Annotated in this window: 18 protein-coding genes and 1 other annotated feature; of the genes, 2 read left to right on the forward strand and 16 right to left on the reverse strand. The window is 48.2% G+C overall.

Going from position 1 to position 22,379, the window contains the following annotated elements; all coding sequences use genetic code 11:
• Nucleotides 1–275: 275 nt before the first annotated feature.
• The 9 genes from MHI37_RS19335 to MHI37_RS19375 all read right to left on the reverse strand — a co-directional run bounded on the left by MHI37_RS19335 (nucleotide 276) and on the right by MHI37_RS19375 (nucleotide 10,494).
• Complete coding sequence (locus MHI37_RS19335; RefSeq protein ID WP_076334765.1) at nucleotides 276–524, reverse strand: hypothetical protein; 249 nt, start codon at nucleotides 522–524, stop codon at nucleotides 276–278.
• The gene (locus tag MHI37_RS19340) at nucleotides 493–1,764 is read right to left on the reverse strand and encodes a transposase (protein ID WP_076334764.1); all 1,272 of its coding nucleotides are present in this window, start codon (nucleotides 1,762–1,764) and stop codon (nucleotides 493–495) included. The genes MHI37_RS19335 and MHI37_RS19340 overlap by 32 nt, the downstream gene beginning before the upstream one ends.
• Nucleotides 1,765–1,859: 95 nt before the next feature.
• Nucleotides 1,860–2,894 carry a DNA polymerase III subunit delta gene (gene holA / locus MHI37_RS19345; protein ID WP_076339388.1) on the reverse strand — a complete coding sequence of 345 codons (1,035 nt, stop codon included), beginning with the start codon at nucleotides 2,892–2,894 and terminating at the stop codon, nucleotides 1,860–1,862.
• Nucleotides 2,895–3,112: 218 nt separating this feature from the next.
• Nucleotides 3,113–4,132: a zf-HC2 domain-containing protein gene (locus tag MHI37_RS19350; protein ID WP_076339387.1), complete on the reverse strand. Its 1,020-nt coding sequence runs from the start codon at nucleotides 4,130–4,132 to the stop codon at nucleotides 3,113–3,115.
• On the reverse strand, nucleotides 4,129–4,677 hold the full coding sequence (locus MHI37_RS19355) for a sigma-70 family RNA polymerase sigma factor (protein ID WP_076339386.1): 549 nt from the start codon (nucleotides 4,675–4,677) through the stop codon (nucleotides 4,129–4,131). The genes MHI37_RS19350 and MHI37_RS19355 overlap by 4 nt, the downstream gene beginning before the upstream one ends.
• 460 nt (nucleotides 4,678–5,137) lie before the next feature.
• A complete protein-coding gene (locus tag MHI37_RS19360) occupies nucleotides 5,138–7,720 on the reverse strand; it encodes a DNA internalization-related competence protein ComEC/Rec2 (RefSeq protein WP_179090313.1) in 2,583 nt (860 codons plus the stop codon).
• Between the two features lie 225 nt (nucleotides 7,721–7,945).
• Nucleotides 7,946–8,476: a deaminase gene (locus MHI37_RS19365; RefSeq protein WP_076339385.1), complete on the reverse strand. Its 531-nt coding sequence runs from the start codon at nucleotides 8,474–8,476 to the stop codon at nucleotides 7,946–7,948.
• Nucleotides 8,477–8,535: 59 nt separating this feature from the next.
• Nucleotides 8,536–9,831: a homocysteine synthase gene (locus tag MHI37_RS19370; protein WP_076339384.1), complete on the reverse strand. Its 1,296-nt coding sequence runs from the start codon at nucleotides 9,829–9,831 to the stop codon at nucleotides 8,536–8,538.
• A gap of 99 nt (nucleotides 9,832–9,930) precedes the next feature.
• Entirely contained in the window at nucleotides 9,931–10,494 is a 564-nt protein-coding gene (locus tag MHI37_RS19375) for a ComEA family DNA-binding protein (protein WP_076339383.1), read from the reverse strand.
• 179 nt (nucleotides 10,495–10,673) lie between these two features.
• Here MHI37_RS19375 and comER point away from each other — a divergent pair, with 179 nt between their 5' ends.
• A complete protein-coding gene (gene comER, locus MHI37_RS19380) occupies nucleotides 10,674–11,513 on the forward strand; it encodes a late competence protein ComER (RefSeq protein ID WP_076339382.1) in 840 nt (279 codons plus the stop codon).
• A 40-nt stretch (nucleotides 11,514–11,553) separates the two neighbouring features.
• Here the strand turns inward: comER and leuS are convergent, their stop codons facing one another.
• The 5 genes from leuS to MHI37_RS19405 all read right to left on the reverse strand — a co-directional run bounded on the left by leuS (nucleotide 11,554) and on the right by MHI37_RS19405 (nucleotide 17,628).
• The gene (gene leuS / locus MHI37_RS19385; protein ID WP_076339381.1) at nucleotides 11,554–13,992 is read right to left on the reverse strand and encodes a leucine--tRNA ligase; all 2,439 of its coding nucleotides are present in this window, start codon (nucleotides 13,990–13,992) and stop codon (nucleotides 11,554–11,556) included.
• A gap of 81 nt (nucleotides 13,993–14,073) precedes the next feature.
• Nucleotides 14,074–14,319 (reverse strand) — a binding site (T-box leader).
• A gap of 84 nt (nucleotides 14,320–14,403) precedes the next feature.
• Nucleotides 14,404–15,660: an MFS transporter gene (locus MHI37_RS19390; RefSeq protein WP_083676520.1), complete on the reverse strand. Its 1,257-nt coding sequence runs from the start codon at nucleotides 15,658–15,660 to the stop codon at nucleotides 14,404–14,406.
• 61 nt (nucleotides 15,661–15,721) lie between these two features.
• On the reverse strand, nucleotides 15,722–16,966 hold the full coding sequence (locus tag MHI37_RS19395; RefSeq protein ID WP_083676519.1) for a GNAT family N-acetyltransferase: 1,245 nt from the start codon (nucleotides 16,964–16,966) through the stop codon (nucleotides 15,722–15,724).
• Nucleotides 16,967–17,072: 106 nt separating this feature from the next.
• On the reverse strand, nucleotides 17,073–17,375 hold the full coding sequence (locus MHI37_RS19400) for a hypothetical protein (protein WP_076339380.1): 303 nt from the start codon (nucleotides 17,373–17,375) through the stop codon (nucleotides 17,073–17,075).
• A gap of 58 nt (nucleotides 17,376–17,433) precedes the next feature.
• Nucleotides 17,434–17,628, reverse strand: a complete 195-nt coding sequence (locus MHI37_RS19405; RefSeq protein ID WP_076339391.1) for a YwbE family protein — start codon at nucleotides 17,626–17,628, stop codon at nucleotides 17,434–17,436.
• A gap of 128 nt (nucleotides 17,629–17,756) precedes the next feature.
• On the opposite strand from MHI37_RS19405, the gene MHI37_RS19410 reads away from it, so the two are divergent.
• On the forward strand, nucleotides 17,757–19,565 hold the full coding sequence (locus tag MHI37_RS19410; RefSeq protein WP_076339379.1) for a DEAD/DEAH box helicase: 1,809 nt from the start codon (nucleotides 17,757–17,759) through the stop codon (nucleotides 19,563–19,565).
• A gap of 1,231 nt (nucleotides 19,566–20,796) precedes the next feature.
• Here the strand turns inward: MHI37_RS19410 and MHI37_RS19415 are convergent.
• Nucleotides 20,797–21,594: a Cof-type HAD-IIB family hydrolase gene (locus MHI37_RS19415; protein ID WP_179090312.1), complete on the reverse strand. Its 798-nt coding sequence runs from the start codon at nucleotides 21,592–21,594 to the stop codon at nucleotides 20,797–20,799.
• A 32-nt stretch (nucleotides 21,595–21,626) separates the two neighbouring features.
• Nucleotides 21,627–22,379 carry a pseudouridine synthase gene (locus tag MHI37_RS19420; RefSeq protein ID WP_076339378.1) on the reverse strand — a complete coding sequence of 251 codons (753 nt, stop codon included), beginning with the start codon at nucleotides 22,377–22,379 and terminating at the stop codon, nucleotides 21,627–21,629.

Genomic DNA, 22,379 nt, shown 5'->3' on the forward strand with positions numbered 1-22,379 from the left:
CTTTATTTTTCGTTTCAAGATTCTAACGGAAACACGAGCCCCTATTTGTACCATACATGCCCGATTTCGCTTCATTTCTGCGGAATAGCGTCTCCCACTTCCGTTAAAATGTGACGCTAACCCAAAATGCAACTTTAGCGTCTCTGGCTTCCGTTAGCTTTCGTTATCTGCTCACTGGCTGCTTCCGCAGCATCATTATCAACAGGTTCGGAGAATGCATAGTTTCCTATACAAGAACAAAATCACCTACGGTGAATTTACGTACTAGCCGACGGTTACTTCTCCGCCGGCTCTTTCTTCCTCACCAAGTCTCCGTTACACTCCGGGCATACGAACACAGGACTCTCCTCAGGTCCTAATTCATAAGAACACTCTCCTACGATGAAATCAGGCACAGGATCTAAACATCCGCAATCTACGCAAACATAATCGATAAAGACTTCTTCCTCCTCATCATCAAAGGAAAATAGTTCAACAGCTTCTTCCTTTTCGCTATCCTGTTTCTTGCCTTTCCTTTCGTTCATTAGCCCGAACCCCCCATTTCTTCTTATACGCTCGTTCACTTTCCTCATCATAATAATAAATTCGCCCATAGTCTGCATGCCAAATAACCACAAGCAACATGGTTTGTTTGCAGCAGGGACAGGCGATCGGATCCCGTTCATAAGTCTCCAACATCCGCTGACGGTACGTCTTTCTTCTCTTTTCCTTCGGCGGGAACGTCATTTCAATCTGTTTATGGACCATGTACCGCCATAAGTTAATGATCTTTTGCGACTCCTTATTCTTACTTCTGCTGTACAGGCCATACCTGCCTACCATTCGAAAATGCTTCGGCGGGATATGCTGCACCAGGGCATAAATGAATTTCATGACAGGGGCTACGACATCGATCCTCTTTCCTGTCTGATGATCTTCGTACCAGTAATGTACCGTATGGTAGTCATACTTTATAATGCGATACTCTGCGATTGCCGGACGAGCCAGATAACGTCCAATATACTTGGCCGCTCCACGGGCATCCTTCATTCGTTGTTCTGCGTTGACATAAAATCCATGCTTGTACCGACTGTACAGTTGGTTTACCAACGTTTTTACCTTCGCATCGCCAGGATGCCACTTCAACATTAAATCCATAAGTAGCTTCTGCCATGACTTTCTCAAGTAGGTAAAAGAAATATACTCCACACTCTTCCACTGCTTATGGCAATCTAACGCACCTTCCGTAACCAGGGCATGAATATGCGGATTAAACTTTAGATCCCTTCCAAACGTATGAATGACCGTAATGACGCCCACGTCATACTGTTTGCTCTTATTTTTACGCCGATAGTAATATTGGATGACCTTCGCCACTTCTTTACTAAGCTCGTTCAAACGACTCCGATCCTCAAAGAAGTATTTCCTCAACTCTTTTGGTACCGTAAACACGGTATGACGATGGGGGACATTCAGGATTCGCTCCTGTTGCTTTTCTGCCCAGTCATCGGTGTATTTCTTTCCGCATCCATGACAAAACCGACTCTTACAAGTAAAACAGATAATGACCGGTTCCGGTTTTCCCTCCGTACAACCCATACATTCATATCTCGCGTAACCCATATCCTTCGTGCCGCATCGCGTTGCCTTGTTTACGGCTTCCGGTATCGCTTTCTGCAGTTCTTCCGGGAATAGATTCGCATGAAGTTCCCAAAACCCATGAAAATGATCCTTCAAGATCTGTTTCACGATCCCTCGTTTCTTCCATGTTTCTCGCTTCTCCATAACGATCCCCCCCTATTTATTTTTTCGACTCGATTATCCACATTTTTTAGCATCGCATAATTTCCTAAACAATAAAAAAAGCATAGAGACAGCGCCTAAGCGCCCTTCTCCATGCCGAGGGAAAGCAAATAAAGCTCTAAACCGAGCGTTTTGTCTATCGCTCCGGTTTTCATTTGATAATCCAAATCAGCAAGCGAAGCCAGCAGCTTGCCAAGCTTTGCCACTTGAAACTTTCTGCTTTTCTCTGATGCAAGCTTCACAGCATAAGGATGCAGCCCTAATTGTCCTGCCATTTGCTGTGGTGAATATTGATGCTGCTCGAGCTCTTTGATCTGCAGCATAATTCTTAATTGCCTTGCAATGAGCGCAGCGATTTTAATCGGCTCCTCACGGCGTACGAGCAGCTCTCTATACAATCGGATTGCCTTATCAATACGAAGCTCAGCAATCGCATCTACAAGCGCAAATACGTCCTCTTCAACGGTAGCAGCCGTTAGAAGCGAGGCCGTCTCTATATCGATGGTGCCACCCTTTCCTGCATGCAGACAGAGCTTGTCCACCTCTTGTGAGAGCTGCTGCATGCCTGCCCCTGCGCGCGAAAGCAGTAGCTCTGCAGCATCAGCGGTCATCGTTCGGTTTTGCTCAGCAGCACGCTTGATCATCCACTGCTTAAGCTGGGCCGCATCAAGCTCAGGAAAGGCGATTAAGGAATTTCGGTCCTTTAACGTTTTCACAAGCTTACGCCTCTCGTCAAGCTTCTCAGCATTGACAGATACGACGATAATCGATGATTCTGAAGGATTTTCCATATATTGAATCAGCTTCTCAGGACGATGCTCCAGCTTTCCGCCTTCCTTGCCTCCAGCACAAAAAAGAGTAGCATCCCGAATAAGAATCAGCTTCCTCTGAACGAAAAACGGTAACGTCTCTGCTTCAAGCACTGCCTCTTCAATGGAGGTTTCCGCCGTATCAAACTTCACAATGCCTAGCTCTCGTTCATCTACAGTAAACATCGATTCCGTCAACACATTAATGAATTGTTGTACGCGATAGCGATCCTTGCCATACAGCACATAGATCGGTCGAAAACGACCGCCTTTGATTTCCTTTATAGCTTCCTTAGCATCCACTCGCTCACCCCATCACCTTGAACTACAATAATACGGCAACAAAGGGATGAGCCTCCTATAGGCCTCATCCCTTTGCCGAACATCTATATAAACATCCGCGGGGCAGGCCCATGGTGCCGCCCTGCGGATGGTCATACGACGTTAAGGCTCTGTCGCAGACATTCTCCGATGCTAATACTATACGCAATAGCCATTGAATATGTGCGAATACCTTACAATTAATGCACTGCCTTCTGCTCTGTCAGAGTAGCTAGATCAATCACATACTTTTCAATTGCACCTTGCTCGATATGAACCTCATAAGTCAACTGCGAGCTATCCTCAGACCAGCTCAGATTTATGAGCTCTCCATTTTTGCGAGGAGACGTATAAACAATTTCCTGATCTGATGTAGTGGAAATCCTAATCTTATACATCTCTACTGTCGCATCATACAGCTCATCCGGAGACATCACTGATACGTTGTGTGCGGCAAAGCCCTGCTCACCTTGAAAATCATCGGTCGCAATACTTTTTTCATCTAAGCTGCCATCACTCTGCTGCTCCGGTACTGCTGATTCACTGCCTGTGCTTGCATCAAACTTTGGTGGATCAAAAATCGAAGAGGATTCATATTGCTGGGTTGATTCCTCCGCTTCCGATGATCTAACTTTAGGATCAGTTGAGATGCCATATAATTTGTTATCTTTATTCATGGCTTCGGTTTTGACCTCCGAGCTAGAAGCGCCATTACTCGAATCGGGCATTTTGAAAGCTAATCCCTTTGGCTCCTCGTTAGCCATATCGGCTGCAGAATTATTCGACGCCGTGCTTAAAATTTCTGCTGTACTCAGATCCCAATTCACACCTGGTTTATACGTTACGAGAAATAGCCCAGCGACAATTCCCGCTGCAATAACCCCGCCAACAATCCGCATGGACGGCCAGCGACGTTCCCGTTTCATTCTGCGTCCCGCTGCTTCACGCAGCTCTAAATCATTAGCTGGCTCTGTTGTCGCTTCGGACTGAGCAAACAGCTCCAGTCTCTCCAGCTGAGGCATTATCGCATCAACTAAGCTATAGCTTGGCATAACTTTAGGTAGACTGGTAAGCTCGGCGGATAGCAGCTTCAACCGCTCGAACATAGCTGCACAGTCCGGACACTGTCTTGTATGGTTCATTAAGACTTCGTTCTCGCTTTCATCGAGATCGTCATCTAGCTGTCTTTGCATTAATTCCATCACCTCTTGACAATTCATCCCCGGACACCACCTTTCTGATAATCATGAAGTAACGTCTGCAGCTGTTGCCTAGCTCTGAACAAATAGGATTTCACCGTATTAAGTGGTAAATCAAGCGATTCTGCAATTTCATTGTAAGAAAAATCCTGTAAATATCGGAGCACAACAACCGCACGATGATGCTCAGGCAGCTTCTCGATCGCCTCTTGAATGTCTTTCACAGCATAAGCAGACATTACCTCGTCTTCCACATTCTGCTTCTCATGGAATACCATATCATGCTCATCTATCGACACCGTTGGTTTATTTCTCCGGAATTTATCAATACAAATGTTGGTTACAATACGTTGAATCCAAGTTTTAAACTGTGCTTTCTCTTCGTATGAGCCTATTTTCGTATAGATGCGAATGAGCGCTTCCTGTGCTGCATCAAGGGCATCTTGCTCGTTATTTAATATATAATAGGCTGTCCGATAAACATGTGTTTCAATCTCGCGCAATAGAGTAATTAAAGCGTCGCGATCTCCCGACTGAGCTGCTCTTATGAGCTCCGGCTCCACCACGAAGGATCCCCCTCTCTTGCAACCATTCTGACGAACTGGTTACGTTAAAAGTTGCAGATAAATGATAAAAATTACTTTATTATTATTAGTAACTTTTACTAATCAAGGTGAAACGGCTCTCGCCGTCCTTTTGGCGGTGGCGCGTTTCATTCCGAGAACTATAGGCGGAGCATAAATGTGAAACTTATACTTTCCTATATTTGAACAATTTCCCCCAAATGGGGATTGATTACGATTCATAAATATTCTATTTAGTAAGCCTGAATGTTCAATTCTAGGTCTGAGTTGAAAAATTGAACTCCACATCAAAGGATACCAAATTTCTAGAACCTCGTATATAGATATTACTTGAATATACTTTGACAGCAGCTCTGACCCATAAGGAATTGCAAACGCACAGTAGAGCGGGTTGCACCTCTTCTACGCAAACTCTCCTGCCGTTTATCGTATTCCCATTCTACTATTTTCCGAACGTCTGCACTCCTTTTTCTGTGACAGTAAACCGAACCTCACCATCCGAGTCTGTCCGCCAAAATGCTGCGCGCGCTTGCTCAAGTCTGCTAAGGACGTCAGGGTGAGGATGCCCATAGCTGTTTGTAGCACCGACTGATGCTACGGTCCCGATCGGTTTCCAGTAATTCAGCCATTCACTGCTCGTCGAGAAACGGCTGCCATGATGGGCGATCTTCATAATCGTTATGTCAGACGGACTTGAACTATCGGAAGTCGACCGCTGTTCATTTCGAATAATCGAGCGTTCGGTTGCAGCGTTTATATCACCAGTAAAAAGGAAGGCAGAATGATAAAGCTCGATGGATAAAACGACACTGCTTTCATTTTGTTCCTTCTGCATAATGACCGCATCACGTTCATGATCAGCTAGCGGCCATAACACGCGCACCTCGGTTGCATGATCCAGCTGCTGGCTCATTCCTGCTTTCACGCTGTACATCGGAATGTTTAAGCGCAATGCCTGCTTCAGCAAAGCCTCGGCATCCTCTGCCTCCTTCACCGTACCATTCCACCAAATACTGCGGACGGGGATCGTCTCCAGCACCGCCTTTAGACCACGGATGTGATCACTATCTAAATGTGAAATAACGAGAATATCAATAGCTCGAACTCCTCTTTTGAGCAGCAGCGGAACAAGCACCTTCTGGCCGACCTCAAAGGGACTGCTTCGCACCTTCCATTCCTCTCCCGGCTTCACGAAGGACAATGTCCCCCCGCCATCGATTAAAATATGTTTACCGGTTGGTGTGCGAATATGAACGGCATCCCCTTGACCAACATCTATGAAGCTGACAGCCCCTTTTCGATCTAATAAATCCGGCATATAGGCATAACAAAGCAAGGCGAGCAGCATAAATACACTCATGTACAAACGGATGCTTAAGCCTCTATTTGGTCGCGCTATATGCAGATGATATGCAGGAGCAGCTGCAAGCGGCGCCGTTTCCTCAGATTCTGAGGCTGACTCTTCGGCTCTGCCTTGAGTCCACTTATTTAGCGTACGAAAGAAAAACCCAAGTAGAGCAAGCGAGATGGCCACCCACCACAACGGCGGCGAACGCCAAATTGTTCTGAGCGTGTCTACCTGAGCTAATTGATCAACAATGGCAAATGTCCAATCATTCGCATAATGCGAAGCAAAGGCAAGCAGCTTTCCGCCGCCCTCCCACGGTATCGCAAGCAGGAGCGACACCGCTCCAAGGGGCATAACAACGAAGCTAATAAACGGAACGAGCACAAAATTAGCGACCATTGATAAAATATGAAACTGATTAAAATAATAGATCGAAACTGGAAAGGAGACGATTTGAGCAACGAGTGTAACGGCTGCCAGATCAAGCAGCGGTTTGCCACGCTTCCACTTTGGCATCACCCTGCGCACTGGCTGCACGCCAATAATTAGACCGATCGTGACGATAAACGAAAGCTGAAAGCTTACATTTTCGAGAAAGAACGGATCGCATATCAGCATCAATACTGCGGCTGCGGCTATTAAGTGCAGACCATCCTTCAGCTTCCCCATGCGGGCTGCCAGCAAACCTAGCACCGACATCAGACCCGCTCGCACTACTGAGGGAGATGCCCCGGAGAGCAGCACATACAGGGGAACAGATAAAATAAGCACCAGCAATATGCGCTCGCGGCTCATTCGGGCGAGACGCAGCGAGACGCCCAGTACATATAAGAATACAGCCACATGAAGTCCTGAAATGGCCAATATATGAGTAAGTCCCAGCCGCGAAAATTGCTGGAACTGCTCGGGATCGAGGTCCTCGCGTATGCCGAGGACCAGCCCCTTCATGTATCCCGACTGTGAGGCGGGATACAATACATCCATCCGCGCGCCAAGATAGGCGCGCGCGGCATCGACGCGGCCGAGCATCGCGGCCGCGGTCCACTTCGGGCCCGGCGCCGCTTCGACGGCGCCGGTGCCCTGCACTTTGAGCAGCCAGTGGATTCTCTGGCTGCTGAGATAGCGGCGGTAATCGAAGCCGCCGCTATTGGATGCGCCGACCGGCCGCGTCAGCTCGCCGGTCAAGCGCACTTGCTCGCCGCGCTGCCAAGCCGCGGCGACAGCCTGCTCCGGCTGCACAGCCAGCCGGACATGCACGAGCACACGCTCGCGTACCTCGCGAGCCGCAGTCTCACCCGCGACGTGGACGCTATGCACCGCCACGCGAAACATCGCGCGGTCGCCGTCGACCTCCGTCGCCGACACGATCGTGCCCACCGCTTCCGCCGCATACGCAGCTCGCGGTCCATCCGCCTCAGCGGCGGCCAGCAGCTCCGGCAGCTCGGTCACGTTGCGGGCATCCGCCCACATCCGCTCTCCCGCGGCAAGGCCAACTGCCAAAGTGCATACAGCAGCGAGCTGCCACGTCGCCTGCCTGCAAAGCACAGCGGCCAGCGCCAGCAGCGCCGCAGCTCCGGCTGCAAGCAAAGCGCCGCGGCTGCCTAGACCTGCAGCCGCGGCGCTTCCAAAAGTCCAAGCTATCGCAAACCAAATGAGCGGTCGCCGATTCATCCCCATTACGTTCTCTCCTTCATTCTTTCTTTCATCCCCTGCTCTCCATGCCTCCATCCGTATCAAGGTGAAACGGCTGTCGCCGTCCTTTGGAGGCGCCAGCGCGTTTCATTCCGGAGAAATATAGAGAAAGTATGACGAAATGGCGTTCCTATATATGCAAAAAAAACCTCTGACGCATCCAAAGATGCATCAGAGGTTCCTCCTCGATTTCCATATACCATTAATTTTCTATGAGGTTACATCCATATGGGCCTGAGCAGGTGGCTCGAAATGATCCAAACAGCGGAAGACAATGCCCTTTTGCTCCATCAGAAGAATGACCTTGTCGCTATCCTTCGGATAGCTGCGATGGTAGACGATTTCAACAACACCGCTATTCGCGAGCATATTGGCACAGGTCCAGCAAGGCTGATCGGTTACGTAGACGGTTGAGCCCTCTCGATCCGTTCGATCCGTGAACAAAAGCAAGTTTTGCTCCGCATGAATCGTTCGAATGCAGCGCTGCTTCTTAAACAGCTGCTCCTTGCCGTCAACCAGCTTCATTTCAACCTCCTCCGAGATCATGCAGCCTGCCTCATGGCAATCCTGCACCCCCATCGGAGCGCCGTTATAAGCTGTACCTAACAGCTTCTTTCCTTGTACCAGGACTACGCCAACATGTCTGCGCGGACACTGCGAACGTGTCGAAACCATATAAGCAATATCCATAAAATACGTATCCCAATCTTTGCGGAGCGTATCCTGTGTTTGGGGGTTCATAGCTCCAACTTCCTTTCTCATGCTGTAACTGATGTTCTAGTTGTCATTATAGCAATGAATTAGTTTTGTTGGCTAGCTGCTATCGCTTGTTCCAAATCCGCCAAAATATCCTCGATACCCTCTGTACCGATAGACAAACGAATCATCCCTGGCGCAACACCTGCATTCGCTTGCTGCTCAGCGGAAAGCTGAAGATGCGTCGTGCTTGCCGGATGAATGATCAGCGACTTCGAATCGCCAACATTAGCCAAATGCGAGAATAGCTCTACTGCGTTGATTACTTTTTTGCCCGCTTCCACGCCGCCTTTAATACCGAACGTCAAGATTGCGCCTCTGCCTTTAGGCAAATATTTTTGCGCAAGCTCGTAGGATGGATGGCTCGGAAGACCCGGATAATTCACCCATTCAATAGCTTCGTGCGCTTCCAAAAATTCAGCAACCTTCTGTGCATTTGAGCTGTGGCGTTCCATCCGAAGATGAAGCGTCTCAAGACCTTGCAGCAAGAGGAAGGAGTTGAATGGTGAAATAGCTGCTCCCATATCGCGAAGCAATTGCACGCGCGCTTTAATAATATATGCTACTGGGCCAACGGCATCGGTATACACAACGCCATTGTAGCTTGGATCCGGCTCAGTTAGGCCCGGGAACTTGCCGCTTGCTTTCCAGTCAAACTTGCCTCCATCAACGATGACACCCCCGATAGAAGTACCGTGGCCGCCGATAAACTTTGTCGCTGAGTGAACGACAATGTCTGCACCATGCTCAATCGGTCTGCACAAATATGGGCTTGGGAACGTATTGTCTACGATAAACGGAATACCGTTCTCATGCGCAATTGCAGCAACAGCTTCTATGTCGATAATATCACCTTTGGGGTTGCCGATCGTTTCAGCAAAAACTGCTTTTGTACGTTCATTAATAGCGCCGCGGAAATTTTCAGGATCCGATGGGTCTACAAAACGTACCGTAATGCCCAGCTTCGCAAGTGTAATGGAAAATAGATTGTATGTACCGCCGTAAAGACTCGTTGCAGAAACAATCTCGTCACCTGCACCTGCGATATTCAGAATCGCATATGTAATCGCTGCTTGACCTGAAGCCACTGCCAGCGCCGCTGGAGCACCTTCCAGCTCAGCTACCCGCTTCTCAAAAACATCCGATGTCGGGTTCATTATTCTGGAATAAATATTGCCAAATTCCTGCAGTGAAAATAGATTCGCTGCATGATCTGTATCTTTGAATCCGTACGATGTCGTTTGGTAAATAGGTACCGCGCGCGACATCGTTGTCGGATCGATTTGTTGGCCTCCGTGGACGGTTAGCGTATCAAGAGAAAGCTTGCGTTGTTCTGACATTTTCTCGACTCCTTCAAATGAAGTTATAAATAATCTCATTACACTGCTGAAAGCGGATTCTTCTGACAAAATAATCCGCTCCCATCCATTCTCTCACAATTATGGACGAGCGACAATGCTCTCTTTTATTCCTTGCAGCAGTTTTTCTCCAATCCCTTTGACACGGAGCAAATCCTCAGCCGAAGTGAAGCTTCCGTTTCTTTCTCTATCCTCAATAATGGCCTGAGCCTTTGCAGGGCCAATGCCTTTCAGCCCGTCAAGCTCAGCTGCTGTTGCCCGGTTAATGTCAAGCCTGCCGTCATTTACAGCAATCGCCGTTGATTCCATAGCCTCCATCGCTTTGCTTGGCTCCACGTCTGGAGCAGGTGGTTCGGCTGCTATAGCTTCATTCTCCTTTGGGGCAAGACCCGTGGTTTTCCCGGCTATGCTCTCTGAATGATTAGCATCAGCGATATCGCTTGACTCCTGCAAGACTTCCTCAGCAATGGGTTCATCCAATGATGCGAATGCACTTTCTACTGCTTCATTTAGAGGAATCCATTCACCGGTCGCCACTTGTTTAGGCTCCATAAGAGCCGTTGCCAATAAAATAACGGCAGTCAAAATGCAAATGACAGCAAGCATCAGCTGCTTGCTAGAAAGCCCATTCCTAACTGAATACAATAGAGCACTTCCTTTCGACATCTATTTTAGGAATAATTGACATATAGAACAAGTCCTGCGGAATAAAGTATGAGAGCAAGCGAATACGGTTATTTTGACTCGGGATTTGCTCGCGCATAGCTATCTATTGCTTAAATGCAGCTGGCTTTGCTCTCGCCAAACCTATAGGAGGGTTCAGCATGAATGTCGGATTTATCGGGACGGGCACAATGGGAAGCCTGCTCATTGAAGCTTTGATTGCATCGGGCGCTTTATCTCCTTCACAAATTTCGATAAGCAATCGCACCTTTGCAAAAGCGAAAGCGTTGGCCGACCGTTACTTCGGCATGAGAGCCGAATATACGAACGCCGGAGCAGCGTACGGCTGCGATATCATCTTCTTGTGTGTCAAACCGCTGGAATTCAAAAAAGCAGTCGACGAATTAAAGCCGATCATTCGTCCAAACCAAATTGTTGTATCCATAACCAGCCCTGTGCTTATCTCACATTTGGAGGGCGAACTCGATTGCAAAATCGCGAAGGTGATTCCCAGTATTACAAACTATGTATGGAGCGGAGCCTCGCTTTGCATATACGGTCAGAGAATTGACGAGGAAGATAAACAGCTGCTGGAGGATTTGTTATCCCATATCAGCGAGCCGCTGCGAATTGATGAGAGCTATACCCGTATCGTATCGGATTTATCAAGCTGCGGCCCAGCCTTCATCTCCTTTTTATTGGAACAGTTCGTTGATGCGGCTGTAGAGGAAACTGGCATTGGCCGCGAAGAAGCACAGCGAGTAGCGAGCGCCATGCTGCTAGGAACAGGCCTGCTGTTAACGGAAGGCGGTTTAACGCCTGCTGATATTCAAGCGAGAGTCGCCGTACCAGGCGGCATTACGGCCCAAGCGCTGCATTTGTTGAGACGTGAGACGGATGGTGTTTTTAATCAGCTGATTCGCACAACCCATGCCAAATTCAATGAAGATGTGGTTAAGGTTTCGACCGCCTTTATAGGCGAAGAGGTGAACGGTCAATAGCTGTTCTTCAGCTAAAGCCCGCTCACCTCTTCGGTATGCATTAATTTGCGACTATGTTTACAAGCTTTCCTTTAACTGCAACTACCTTGCGGATCGTTTTGCCAGCAATAAGCTCTTGTACCTTCTCGAGCTCCTTCGCCATGCTCTCCATCTCAGCAACATCCATGTCTGCTGCTATGGAAACGCGGTCCGCAATTTTCCCATTAACCTGAACCACAATTTCTACTTCCTGATCGACAGTCCAAGACTCTTCAAAGGATGGGAATGCTGCATACGATAGGGAATCGGTACGGCCAAGCTTCTCCCAAAGCTCCTCCGCTATATGCGGTGCGATTGGAGACAGCAATTGAACGAAATTCTCCATCGCTTCTTGCGGCAACGCTTCTGTTTTGTATGCTTCATTGACAAAAATCATCAATTGGCTAATTACAGTATTGAAGCGCAATCCTTCGTAATCCTCTGAAATTTTCTTAATGGAGCGATGCCATACACGCTTGAACGCATCGCTTGTTTCGCCAGCTCCGATTTTGGCACTCAAACTGCCATCCTCATTTATAAACATACGCCATACACGGCTAAGGAAACGGTAAGTTCCTTCTACACCATTCGTGTTCCAAGGCTTTGTCGCTTCGAGCGGCCCCATGAACATTTCGTACATCCGCAGCGTATCTGCACCAAATTCATTTACGATATCGTCAGGATTAATGACATTTCCGCGCGATTTGGACATTTTCTCATTATTGTTCCCAAGTATCATCCCTTGGTTAACAAGCTTATGGAACGGCTCCTTAGTATCGACTACACCAATATCATACAGCACCTTATGCCAGAAACGAGCGTAAAGCAGATGAAGCACAGCATGCTCGGCACCGCCGATATACAGATCGACTGGCAGCCATTCCTTTTGTTTCTCAGGGGAGCAAAGCTGCTCGTTGTTTTTTGGATCGATGAAGCGCAAATAATACCAGCAGCTTCCTGCCCATTGCGGCATTGTATTCGTCTCGCGGCGCCCCTTCATGCCTGTCTCAGGATCAATAATATTTACCCAATCCGTAACGACAGCAAGTGGAGACTCCCCAGTTCCCGATGGCTGGATTGCATCCACATCAGGCAGTAGAAGCGGCAGCTGATCTTCAGGTACCGTCTTCATCGTGCCATCCTCCAGGTGAATAATCGGAATCGGCTCGCCCCAGTAGCGTTGACGGCTGAACAGCCAATCGCGAAGGCGGTACGTAACTTTCCCTTTACCTTTGCCGGATGCATCCAGATGCTCAATCATCTTAGCGATTGCTTCCTCATTCGTTAATCCATTGATGAAATCAGAGTTAACATGTTTGCCATCGCCTGCATAGGCTTCCTTCGTTACATCGCCGCCTTGCACGACCTCCACGATGGGAAGATCGAATTGCTTAGCAAACTCCCAGTCACGAGCATCATGGCCTGGTACCGCCATAATCGCTCCTGTTCCGTAGCCTGCAAGTACATAATCGGCAATCCAAATCGGTGTTTTCACGCCATTTACAGGGTTAATCGCATATGCGCCTGTGAATACTCCTGATTTATCCTTAGCCAAATCGGTGCGCTCTAGATCACTTTTGCGAGCTGCTGCTTCCTGGTAGGCAGCGATAGCAGACTTCTGCTCCTCGGTTGTGATTTGGGCAACCAGCTCATGCTCAGGCGCAAGCACACAATACGTTGCTCCAAACAAAGTGTCAGGACGAGTCGTAAATACGACAACTGAAGAGTCATGGCCTTCAATATCAAAGGTAACCTCTGCTCCCTTGGATTTTCCGATCCAGTTGCGCTGCATATCCTTAATGCTCTCCGACCAATCCAGATCTTCAAGATCATCGAGCAGGCGATCCGCGTATTCGGTAATTCTTAGAATCCATTGACGCATGGGCCTACGAACAACCGGATGATTTCCGCGCTCGCTCAGACCATTAATCACTTCTTCATTTGCCAGAACTGTACCCAGTGCTTCGCACCAGTTTACTGATACTTCAGCAACGTAAGCCAATCCTCTATTATACAATTGAATGAAAATCCACTGCGTCCATTTGTAGTACTCTGGATCAGTCGTGCTGATCTCACGATCCCAATCATACGAGAAGCCAAGTGATTTAATTTGTCTGCGGAAATTATCAATGTTTTTGAACGTGATGTCACGCGGATGCTGTCCTGTATCCAGCGCATGCTGCTCAGCCGGCAAGCCAAAGGCATCCCAGCCCATAGGATGAAGCACGTTATAGCCTTTCATTCTTTTGTAGCGGGACACAATATCCGTAGCTGTGTAGCCTTCAGGATGACCGACATGCAATCCCGCTCCAGATGGATACGGGAACATATCTAATGCGTAAAACTTAGGCTTGCCTACTTCTTCTCTAGTTTGAAATGTTTTGTTGGCATCCCAGAATTGCTGCCATTTCGGCTCGACAACAAGTGGATTATAACCGTGAAATTGCTGTTCTTGACTCATTTGTAGATTTCCTCCTAGAAATATGTACTGTGTGCTTACGTGTTCAAAAAAACATAAAACCTCCCGCCCCTAGCGATTATCGCTAGGGACGAGAGGTTGTTCTCCCGTGGTACCACCCTAGTTAGCGGCAGACATGCTTTGCCCAACGCTCACTTGTCGCCTTTATCGCAGGCCAGACGGTGCTGATCACAATCGGCAACTGCACCGATTGCTGCTTCGCACAGCTCCAAGGCGAGCTTCATTTCGCTGCAGGTCCGGCTTGCACCATAAATCACCGGCTCTCTAGGCCTAACACACGAAATTACTATTCCTCTTCAACGCTTCATATGCTTAAAATGGTTAGTTTCGATTATAAAGATCGTTCCGTTCGGTGTCAAGAGAAACGCCCTTGCTTTACCTCCCATTCCTCTTTTAATTCCCCCGCTCCGAAGCCAGCGTTTTATTGGCACCTGCACCTAAACCGGTAATCCCTAGAAGCACAGCTACAATAATAAGCATGATTAATGATAGGCTCCAATTGCTGGTCAGGTCATGTATCAGCCCGAATAGCAGCGGACCGGCAGCAGCGAGCAAATACCCTACGGACTGTGCCATCCCTGACAGCTGTGCCGATTGCTCCGTGCTGCTCGTCCGCAGCACAAAGAACATCACTGCAAGACTGAAGCCTGCCCCTCCGGACAATCCTAACATAACCATGCAAATTGGGATTAAAGCTGCATTTCCAGTTAGTAAACCAACGTAGCCGATCAGCATCAAAACAGCCGTGATCATAACAAGACCTCGTTGACTAACCTGCCGCCCTGCAATAACGGGTGTAATAAATGTTGCCGGCAGGCTGACGAATTGAAGCAGCGACAGCATCCAGCCCGCATCTGCAAGACTCATGCCTCGATCGTGCATAATTTCAGGCAGCCACGTCACATTCACATAAAAACCAAACGACTGGAGCCCCATAAATAATGTAACCTGCCATGCGAGAAGAGAACCAAACAGGCTTTCGCTTTTTTTGCTAGATGTTAATGCTCCCTTGCTCGTTCGCGGGAATTTACGGATTTGAGGAAGCCAGACCATGGTAGAAATAAGTGCTAAAGCTGCCCAGCAAATCAGCATGCCCTGCCAACCAAAGTTAAGCTCCTCTGCAATTGGAATACTCAAGCCTGAAGCAAAAGCAGCGCCTAAATTCATAACCACAGAGTACAAACCGGTCATTACTCCAACTTTTGTTGAAAAATCTCGTTTAATTAAGCTTGGCAGCAGAACGTTAGCAACCGCAATCGCCATCCCCAGCAGAACCGTTCCTGCAAACAAAGCCGCTACTGATGGTAAAGAACGAATGATAATCGCACCTGTCAAAACCACCATGGCTGCAAACAGTGTATTCTCCATACTTATGCGTTGAGCCATTCGAGGTGCAAGGGGCGAGATCAGTGCAAATGCCAGCAACGGCAATGTCGTAAGCAATCCCGTAAGTGTTCCCGAGAGGCCATATGATTGCTGTATATCTGACACAATGGGGCCGACAGCGGTAATTGATGCTCTTAGATTAGCAGAAATAAGTAAGATTCCTACTAGCAATAACCATGAGCTAGTCATTGCGGTTGCGCCAGACGCCCGCGTCAAAGCCGCATTTCCATTATTCGTATTCACAAAATATTCCTTCTTTCTCATGCTGTTCCTGCTCAAGATGATTTAGTTTCCCATTCCTACGCGCGATGCATTCAATCTGAAGCTATGTAATGCTTTCACGAACGCGGTACCAATATTCGTACTGCGGAATGTAGCCGAGCTTATCATACAAACGATTGGCTGGCGCATTATTTTTCACAACTAGTAAATATCCGTTTCTCGCACTATTGCTCTTGCCCCATTGCAGCAAGTGCAAAATAAGCTGCTCGCCGTAGCCTTTATTTCGATGTTCTTGATCCGTGACAATGTCATAAAGGCCTATCCACTCCTCTTCGATGACGGCAAACCCTCCGGCAACCGGAATTCCGTTGACATGCAGCAGCGCGAAACAAGATTTTAGCGGTGAGTGCTCCAGCATTTGGCGAGTCGTCGTTTTTTGTTCAGCGGTTAACCCACTAAATATAGCGACGGCATCAAGCCAGCTTTCGGAAGGCTCGCTCTCCAGCCAAACATCGTCATAGGTAGGGGCGCGAACTTCGGATAGATGGACGGTCTTTACAACGGTTTGGTCGATAAGCGCATAGCCGCGTGAAGCAAGCTCTTCATCAAGCGTGGCTGGCTGGCTAAGGGGCGTGATTTTGAAAGTGGTACGTATCCCTTTCTGATCATAAAGCTCCTCGCAAGCACGTATCTTGGCATCCAGCTCCAACGTGTGTCCATAAATCGGATTAATCGAGTTTGAGCGCTTCGTATAGCCGTTGGAAAAACGAAGCAGCCAGCCGTCATAGACGATCGTCCGCAAGGCAGGCCAGCCATTTAAGCTCATTTCCTCAATGCGAGTATGAAGAAGCCTCTGAATAGGCTGTATATGATGCTGATCATGCCAAATGAAATCCTTCATATATTGTTCGACTTCAAAAGGGTGCCCGTCCGCATCAGTGTAGGTTGCTGCATACTGCTCGTCCGTCAAGCTTGCTATCTTGTCCAAAATCCGCATACGGCTTTGCACCGCCTGAGCAGTCAGCACTGCGATTGATGTCGCTTTCCCATAAGTCTTCGCCAGCTCATTAAACTCATCATAATCCAAATGCTTTACAGTAAGAGGAGAAGCCTCGCTCAATTTTGCAATCGATTCTTCATAGAAATAGTCGTCCCACCGCAAAATATGTGCCACAACCTGGCGAACCGACCATTTTCCAGCGCCCAAGCTCTGATTCCAAAATCGTTCATCATATTTTTCTAAATCCGTTACGAAAGCTGTCCATTGGCCAAATTGCTGCAGCAGCTGCTCTTTTGCGATTTTAATCGTGATCCCCTCTTTTATCATAAATAGTGTAAGAGCTTCCAAACGTTTCTCTTATATTAATGGATACAGCACGAATGAGCGAGAAGATTTTTTCCTATATTTCAAAAAAAACAGCCGCTCGAATGAGCAGCTATGATTACTATTTGCTTTATGCCATGCCAAACCGCTCCAGCTGCTCCAACAAATTTGCCGCCCGCAATACTTCCCGCTGCTTAGGTCCGAGCAGATCAAAGTGCGGATACTCCGATCGATCGTGTATGTAACGCGGGTTTAGCCCGTTGTCCAGACACCAGCGCGAGAGCTTCACTCTATCGGAGCAGCCAACCTTCGTCACCGTCCGCATGTCGGGAAATCGCGGGTCCAGCCAGTAATGTGTCAGAAATGCAATCTCTCCTCTAGCAACTGCTGCCTTCCATCCCTCGAGCTCTTTTCTCTTAATGCCGAATGCCATGGGATCACTCCTTCAACTTTGGCATGACGATCACGACGAATAAGATTAGCTTAAACCCTTATGTGTGTATGTTCTTGACTCTGCCGACCTGCCCATCAGCCAGTCTTACCTTGATCCCGTGAGGATGCTTGGGCGAATTGGTTAAAATATCTTTCACGATACCTCGCGTTAGCTTGCCTGTTCGCTGGTCCTGCTTCAAAACAATATCAACCTCTATGCCCGCCTTGATGGCGGAGCGCTCTGTTCCATTCATCTTTATCATTCCTCTGCTGCTCTTAATGTTGGCTTTTAGCATAGCATAAGCAAAGTAAAGATGCACATTATAAGGACAACTGTTATACTTAACATCAAACGATGTTTATGAAAAGAGGAAATGTATTAATGTCAAACGCATTTAACGCTTTGGGTATCATTCCCAAGCTAAGCGATCTGCTTCACCAAGATGGAATTATCGAACCGACTCCGGTTCAAAAACAAGCCATTCCGCTCCTTCTTAACGGGCAGGATGTCATTGCGCAAGCACAAACGGGCACAGGCAAAACAATCGCGTTTGCTTTGCCTATTTTGCAACGAATTAATATAGAGAAAGAGCAAGTACAAGCTCTGATATTGACACCAACCAGAGAGCTTGCCATTCAAATAACGAGCGAGCTAAAAAAACTTGTTCCAGCTGTTGGCGTTAGTGTCCTCGCTGCTTATGGCGGTCAAGACGTTGATGCTCAAATACGCAAGCTGCAGCGCTCGCCTCATATTGTAGTTGCCACGCCTGGTCGACTTATCGACCATATGAAGCGTGAGACGATCAATTTGGGCAAACTTCAAATGCTAGTTCTCGATGAAGCTGATCAAATGCTCCACATGGGCTTCTTGCCTGATGTAGAGAGCATTATTTCCCAAACACCAAAGGCACGTCAGACGATGCTCTTCTCTGCTACGATGCCTGATGCAATCAGAAAGCTGGCAGCTGATTATATGAAAACCCCTGTCGATATTCGCGTACGAAGCACGAATGTCACTCTCGACAGCATTACCCAGATCGTATATGAGACGACGGATAGAACGAAGCAGCAGACGCTCGTTCATCTGCTTGAGCGCCACCAGCCCTATTTGGCTGTCGTTTTTTGCCGGACGAAGGTTCGCGCTAAGAAATTAAATAAAGAGCTGCAGGAGCTTGGCATTGAATCCGATGAGCTGCATGGCGATCTTACGCAAGCCAAGCGTGAGCAAGTTATGAAACGTTTTAGAGATGCTCGCCTTCAGGTACTCGTTGCAACAGATGTTGCAGCACGCGGCCTTGATGTGGAAGGTGTCACGCATGTATATAACTACGACGTTCCTCAGGACGGCGAGCTCTATATTCACCGGATAGGAAGAACAGGACGCGCAGGTCATGATGGCGCGGCCATTACGCTAGCGACACCTTATGACAAGAACCATCTGATCCTTATTGAGCAAAGCATCAATGCGAAGCTCACACGTCGTGCCATTGACAGTGAAGGTGTTGAAACTTCAGTCCATGTGCAAACAGGAGATCGTCTAGATAAGGGTCGCAGCAGCGGAGCAAGCAGAGGCGGCAGCCGCAGCGCAAACGGCAAACCAGCCGAAGGCGGCCGTCGTGGTCGTGAACGCACTGGCCAATCGGATCGCGGAGCAAAGCCAGGTGGCCGCAGAGGTCAGCGTGAGACCGTACGTCCGTCAAACGGCAAGCGTCCTAGCAGAACAGCAGAGGTTCGCGGTGAAGCTTCCGAAACAGCTGTTGAAAAAACCTCAGGTTGGGCGGCTCGACGCGCGGAGCGGCACGATAACGAAAACGCGGCTCGCGGTGGCGAACGTACAAGCACGCGCAGCGCCTCCCCTCGCGGCAATGAGCGTGATCGCAGCAGTTCAGCCCGTACGGGTGCAAGCCGCACTGGCGGCTTTGGCAGTCCGCGCGGCGCCGAGCATGCAGCAGGTAGAGCTTCTGCCAAAGTAGAAAGTCCTTGGGAAGCAGCGCGCAAAGATATTAAAGCAAGCAATGAGCGCGGTGCTGTTCGTGGCAAAGCTCAATCAGGCGGTCGTGGCGGTCAGCGCGGAAATTCTTCTACCGGAGGGCGCAGCAGCTCCCCAGCAGGCGGACGCAGCGGTTCACCAACAGGCGGCTCACGTGGGGGAAGCCCCTCCAATAAACCACGCGGTGGTCGTGGCCGGTAATCTGCAATAAAGCATAGGAGCGGTTTTCGCATGGCAAATTGATGCCCTGCAGAAACCGCTCCTTTCTTTTTTATCACGCAGTGATGAATGAGAAATTATTATACTAATCCATCAATGCTTTATTAACAAATGGAATGCATCAGGTTTTTTAAGTCCCCCTCCAATCCCAGCCTCTATCCTGCACCTGCGCAGGATAGAGGCTGATTTTTCACGCCCCTGGTCGTCTATACTGTACTCCATACAATATAGACACCCATATTCGTCCATAGACAGCCGAAATCAGTCCATTCTAATGCATATGTGCAGGATAGGCTGCTCGGTGAGGCTGAAAAGCACGAAGTTAGTGCAAATCTGCAGGATAGCCTGCTGCGGAGGCGAATCTACTGTGTTCGGTAGATAGTTTGCGAGCTGTGAAGAGTCTATCGTGTGCAGAAGAAGCAAGGTTCGTGCTCAAAGCAAATGTATGACTATCCTAGAACTAACCCACCGACCAACCCTCCAGCCCGTTCTCCAACAGGCTCTTCAACTAACTAATCTACTAACTCACTCACCAACCAACTACGGCGCTATCCTGCACTTTCGCAGGATAGCAGCTGGTTTTTCAAGCGCCAGCTTCCCTATGTTGCACTCCAGCACTATAGACAGCCTTATAGACGTGTCTTGAGCCGAAATCAGTCCATTCTAATGCATATGTGCAGGATAGGCTGCTCGGTGAGGCTGAAAAGCACGAAGTTAGTGCTAATGTGCAGGATAGACTGAGTGCGTGCGGAGGAAGCAGGGGTTCATGCTCGGAGCACATGTGCAGCCCACGTGGCCTGCACATGCAGTCTCACCCGCCACTTCAACAGTTACTGGACAATTCTCCTTGGAAGATAGTTAACTGAACGGTATCCAATCCGTCATTACTTGCTGCATGAATCGTTGGAATAATCGTCAGGTTGTTATGGAAACCGTGACAGATGTCCAATCCTTTAAGGGCTTTTACACATATAATACCCTATACCGAGTGGCCGGGTTACCGTTGTGAACCCAGTAGCCCGATGTCGGAATCTATTGGTAAGGGGGAATAATCATGTCCGGTATGTATGGTGGAGTTTCGTCAATTGGCATAATTTTGGTATTGTTCATCCTTCTGGTCATTATATCTAGATCTGTCCTGTTCTAATCTACAATAAATCTAATCTAATAACAAAAAATCGTCGGAGCTTATAGCCCGACGATTTTTTTTATTTCAGCTCCAAGCATATTCCCGCAGCGCTTGAGCTACCCCATCCTCACTGTTTGAAGGGGCTACTGCTTTCGCCGCCTGCTTCACTTCCTGCGGTGAATTGCCCATTGCGATTCCCATCCCCGCAAATTGCAGCATCGTAATATCATTATAATAATTGCCAATGGCAAGTATGCGACTTGGGTCAATGCCACGAAATTGGGCTAGCTGCTGAAGCGCTCTTCCTTTACTCGCTTCTGCGTGATGAACATCGATGAAAAAATCTCCGCTCCGTATCGAATGAAGATGCTGCGGCCATCCCTCCCATTCAGCTTGTACCTCATCCATTTTCTCCTTGCTTCCAAATACAGTGAATTTCACAAGACCGTTCGGCAAAGTCAAACGAAAATCTTGTACTGCAGGCGTTGCTTGAAAGCGTAAATACATCGCCTCAGCTTCTGGCGTTACATTCTCTACCATCATCTCGAAAGCGGTATTTAAATCAAAATGGATGGCCTCATCACGTGAATAGGAAACATATCTGCTCAGGTGTTCAGGTATCATATCGAATTGATGAATAACCGAACGGTCATCTGAATTAATCGTAGCTGCCCCATTATGAGTAATGAGCGTCCCCCCGAGTCCGAGCTCCTCCAATACGGGAAGCGCCTGTAGAGGGCCTCGTCCAGTACATAACACGATTTGAGCGCCTCGATCAGCAGCCTCGTTGACCGTTTCGTGTATTGCCTTCGTTAGAACATGATCATCCGTTAGTAAAGTACCATCAATATCCAAAGCAATTAAATCATATTGCAAGCTCATCGACTCACTCCAATTCCTATCTCATGTTGTGTTTACTGAGCAGCTCGTTTATGCGACCGAAGAAGCTCAATTTCCTCATTGGTCAGCTCCCGGTAAGCACCCTCGGGCAGCGATTCGTCCAGCTTCAGCGGCCCCATAGCTGCTCTCTTTAAGTATACGACCGTCTTATCTACAGCTTCAAACATTCTTTTCACTTGATGGAATTTACCTTCCATTATCGTTAGAGCAATACTGGAGAAAACTTCATTCTCCCGCATCTCATATTCCCTAATTTCAAGAACGGCAGGCATAGTCATATAACCGTCATCCAGCGCAACGCCAGCCGCAAAGCTTTGTTTATCATCTTCTCCGACTTTCCCTTGGACAATTGCTTCATAGGTTTTCGCTACATGCTTGCGGGGAGACAACAGCTCGTGTGCAAGCTGTCCATCATTAGTCAGCAACAGCAGGCCAACCGTATCCTTGTCCAATCTGCCGACAGGAAACGGCTCACGCAATCGATCCTGCGGTTCAAGCAAATCGATGACCGTACGCTCGCGTCCATCCTCTGTTGCAGAAATCACCCCTTGCGGCTTATTAAGCATAAAATACACAAGTTCTTGATAAACGACCGGTGTTCCTTCAAAAGCAACCTCAGTCGTTTCTGAATCAACGATAAGTCCGCTATCCTTAATCACCTTGCCAGCGAAGGTCACCTTTCCCAGCTTGACCGCTCTTTTGATTTCACTTCGTGTACCAAGCCCCATATGGGCGAGCAGCTTATCTATTCTAATTTTTTTGCTCAT

The organism is Paenibacillus sp. FSL H8-0548 (genome assembly GCF_038630985.1).
In the GTDB taxonomy this organism is placed as follows: domain Bacteria; phylum Bacillota; class Bacilli; order Paenibacillales; family Paenibacillaceae; genus Pristimantibacillus.

Coding starts and splice junctions, on each gene's coding strand:
- MHI37_RS19335 (WP_076334765.1), bottom strand. CDS start 524: ATGAACGAAAGGAAAGGCAAGAAACAGGATAGCGAAAAGGAAGAAGCT.
- MHI37_RS19340 (WP_076334764.1), bottom strand. CDS start 1,764: ATGGAGAAGCGAGAAACATGGAAGAAACGAGGGATCGTGAAACAGATC.
- MHI37_RS19350 (WP_076339387.1), bottom strand. CDS start 4,132: ATGAATTGTCAAGAGGTGATGGAATTAATGCAAAGACAGCTAGATGAC.
- MHI37_RS19360 (WP_179090313.1), bottom strand. CDS start 7,720: ATGGGGATGAATCGGCGACCGCTCATTTGGTTTGCGATAGCTTGGACT.
- MHI37_RS19365 (WP_076339385.1), bottom strand. CDS start 8,476: ATGAACCCCCAAACACAGGATACGCTCCGCAAAGATTGGGATACGTAT.
- MHI37_RS19370 (WP_076339384.1), bottom strand. CDS start 9,831: ATGTCAGAACAACGCAAGCTTTCTCTTGATACGCTAACCGTCCACGGA.
- comER (WP_076339382.1), top strand. CDS start 10,674: ATGAATGTCGGATTTATCGGGACGGGCACAATGGGAAGCCTGCTCATT.
- leuS (WP_076339381.1), bottom strand. CDS start 13,992: ATGAGTCAAGAACAGCAATTTCACGGTTATAATCCACTTGTTGTCGAG.
- MHI37_RS19390 (WP_083676520.1), bottom strand. CDS start 15,660: ATGAGAAAGAAGGAATATTTTGTGAATACGAATAATGGAAATGCGGCT.
- MHI37_RS19400 (WP_076339380.1), bottom strand. CDS start 17,375: ATGGCATTCGGCATTAAGAGAAAAGAGCTCGAGGGATGGAAGGCAGCA.
- MHI37_RS19405 (WP_076339391.1), bottom strand. CDS start 17,628: ATGAATGGAACAGAGCGCTCCGCCATCAAGGCGGGCATAGAGGTTGAT.
- MHI37_RS19410 (WP_076339379.1), top strand. CDS start 17,757: ATGTCAAACGCATTTAACGCTTTGGGTATCATTCCCAAGCTAAGCGAT.
- MHI37_RS19415 (WP_179090312.1), bottom strand. CDS start 21,594: ATGAGCTTGCAATATGATTTAATTGCTTTGGATATTGATGGTACTTTA.
- MHI37_RS19420 (WP_076339378.1), bottom strand. CDS start 22,379: ATGAGCAAAAAAATTAGAATAGATAAGCTGCTCGCCCATATGGGGCTT.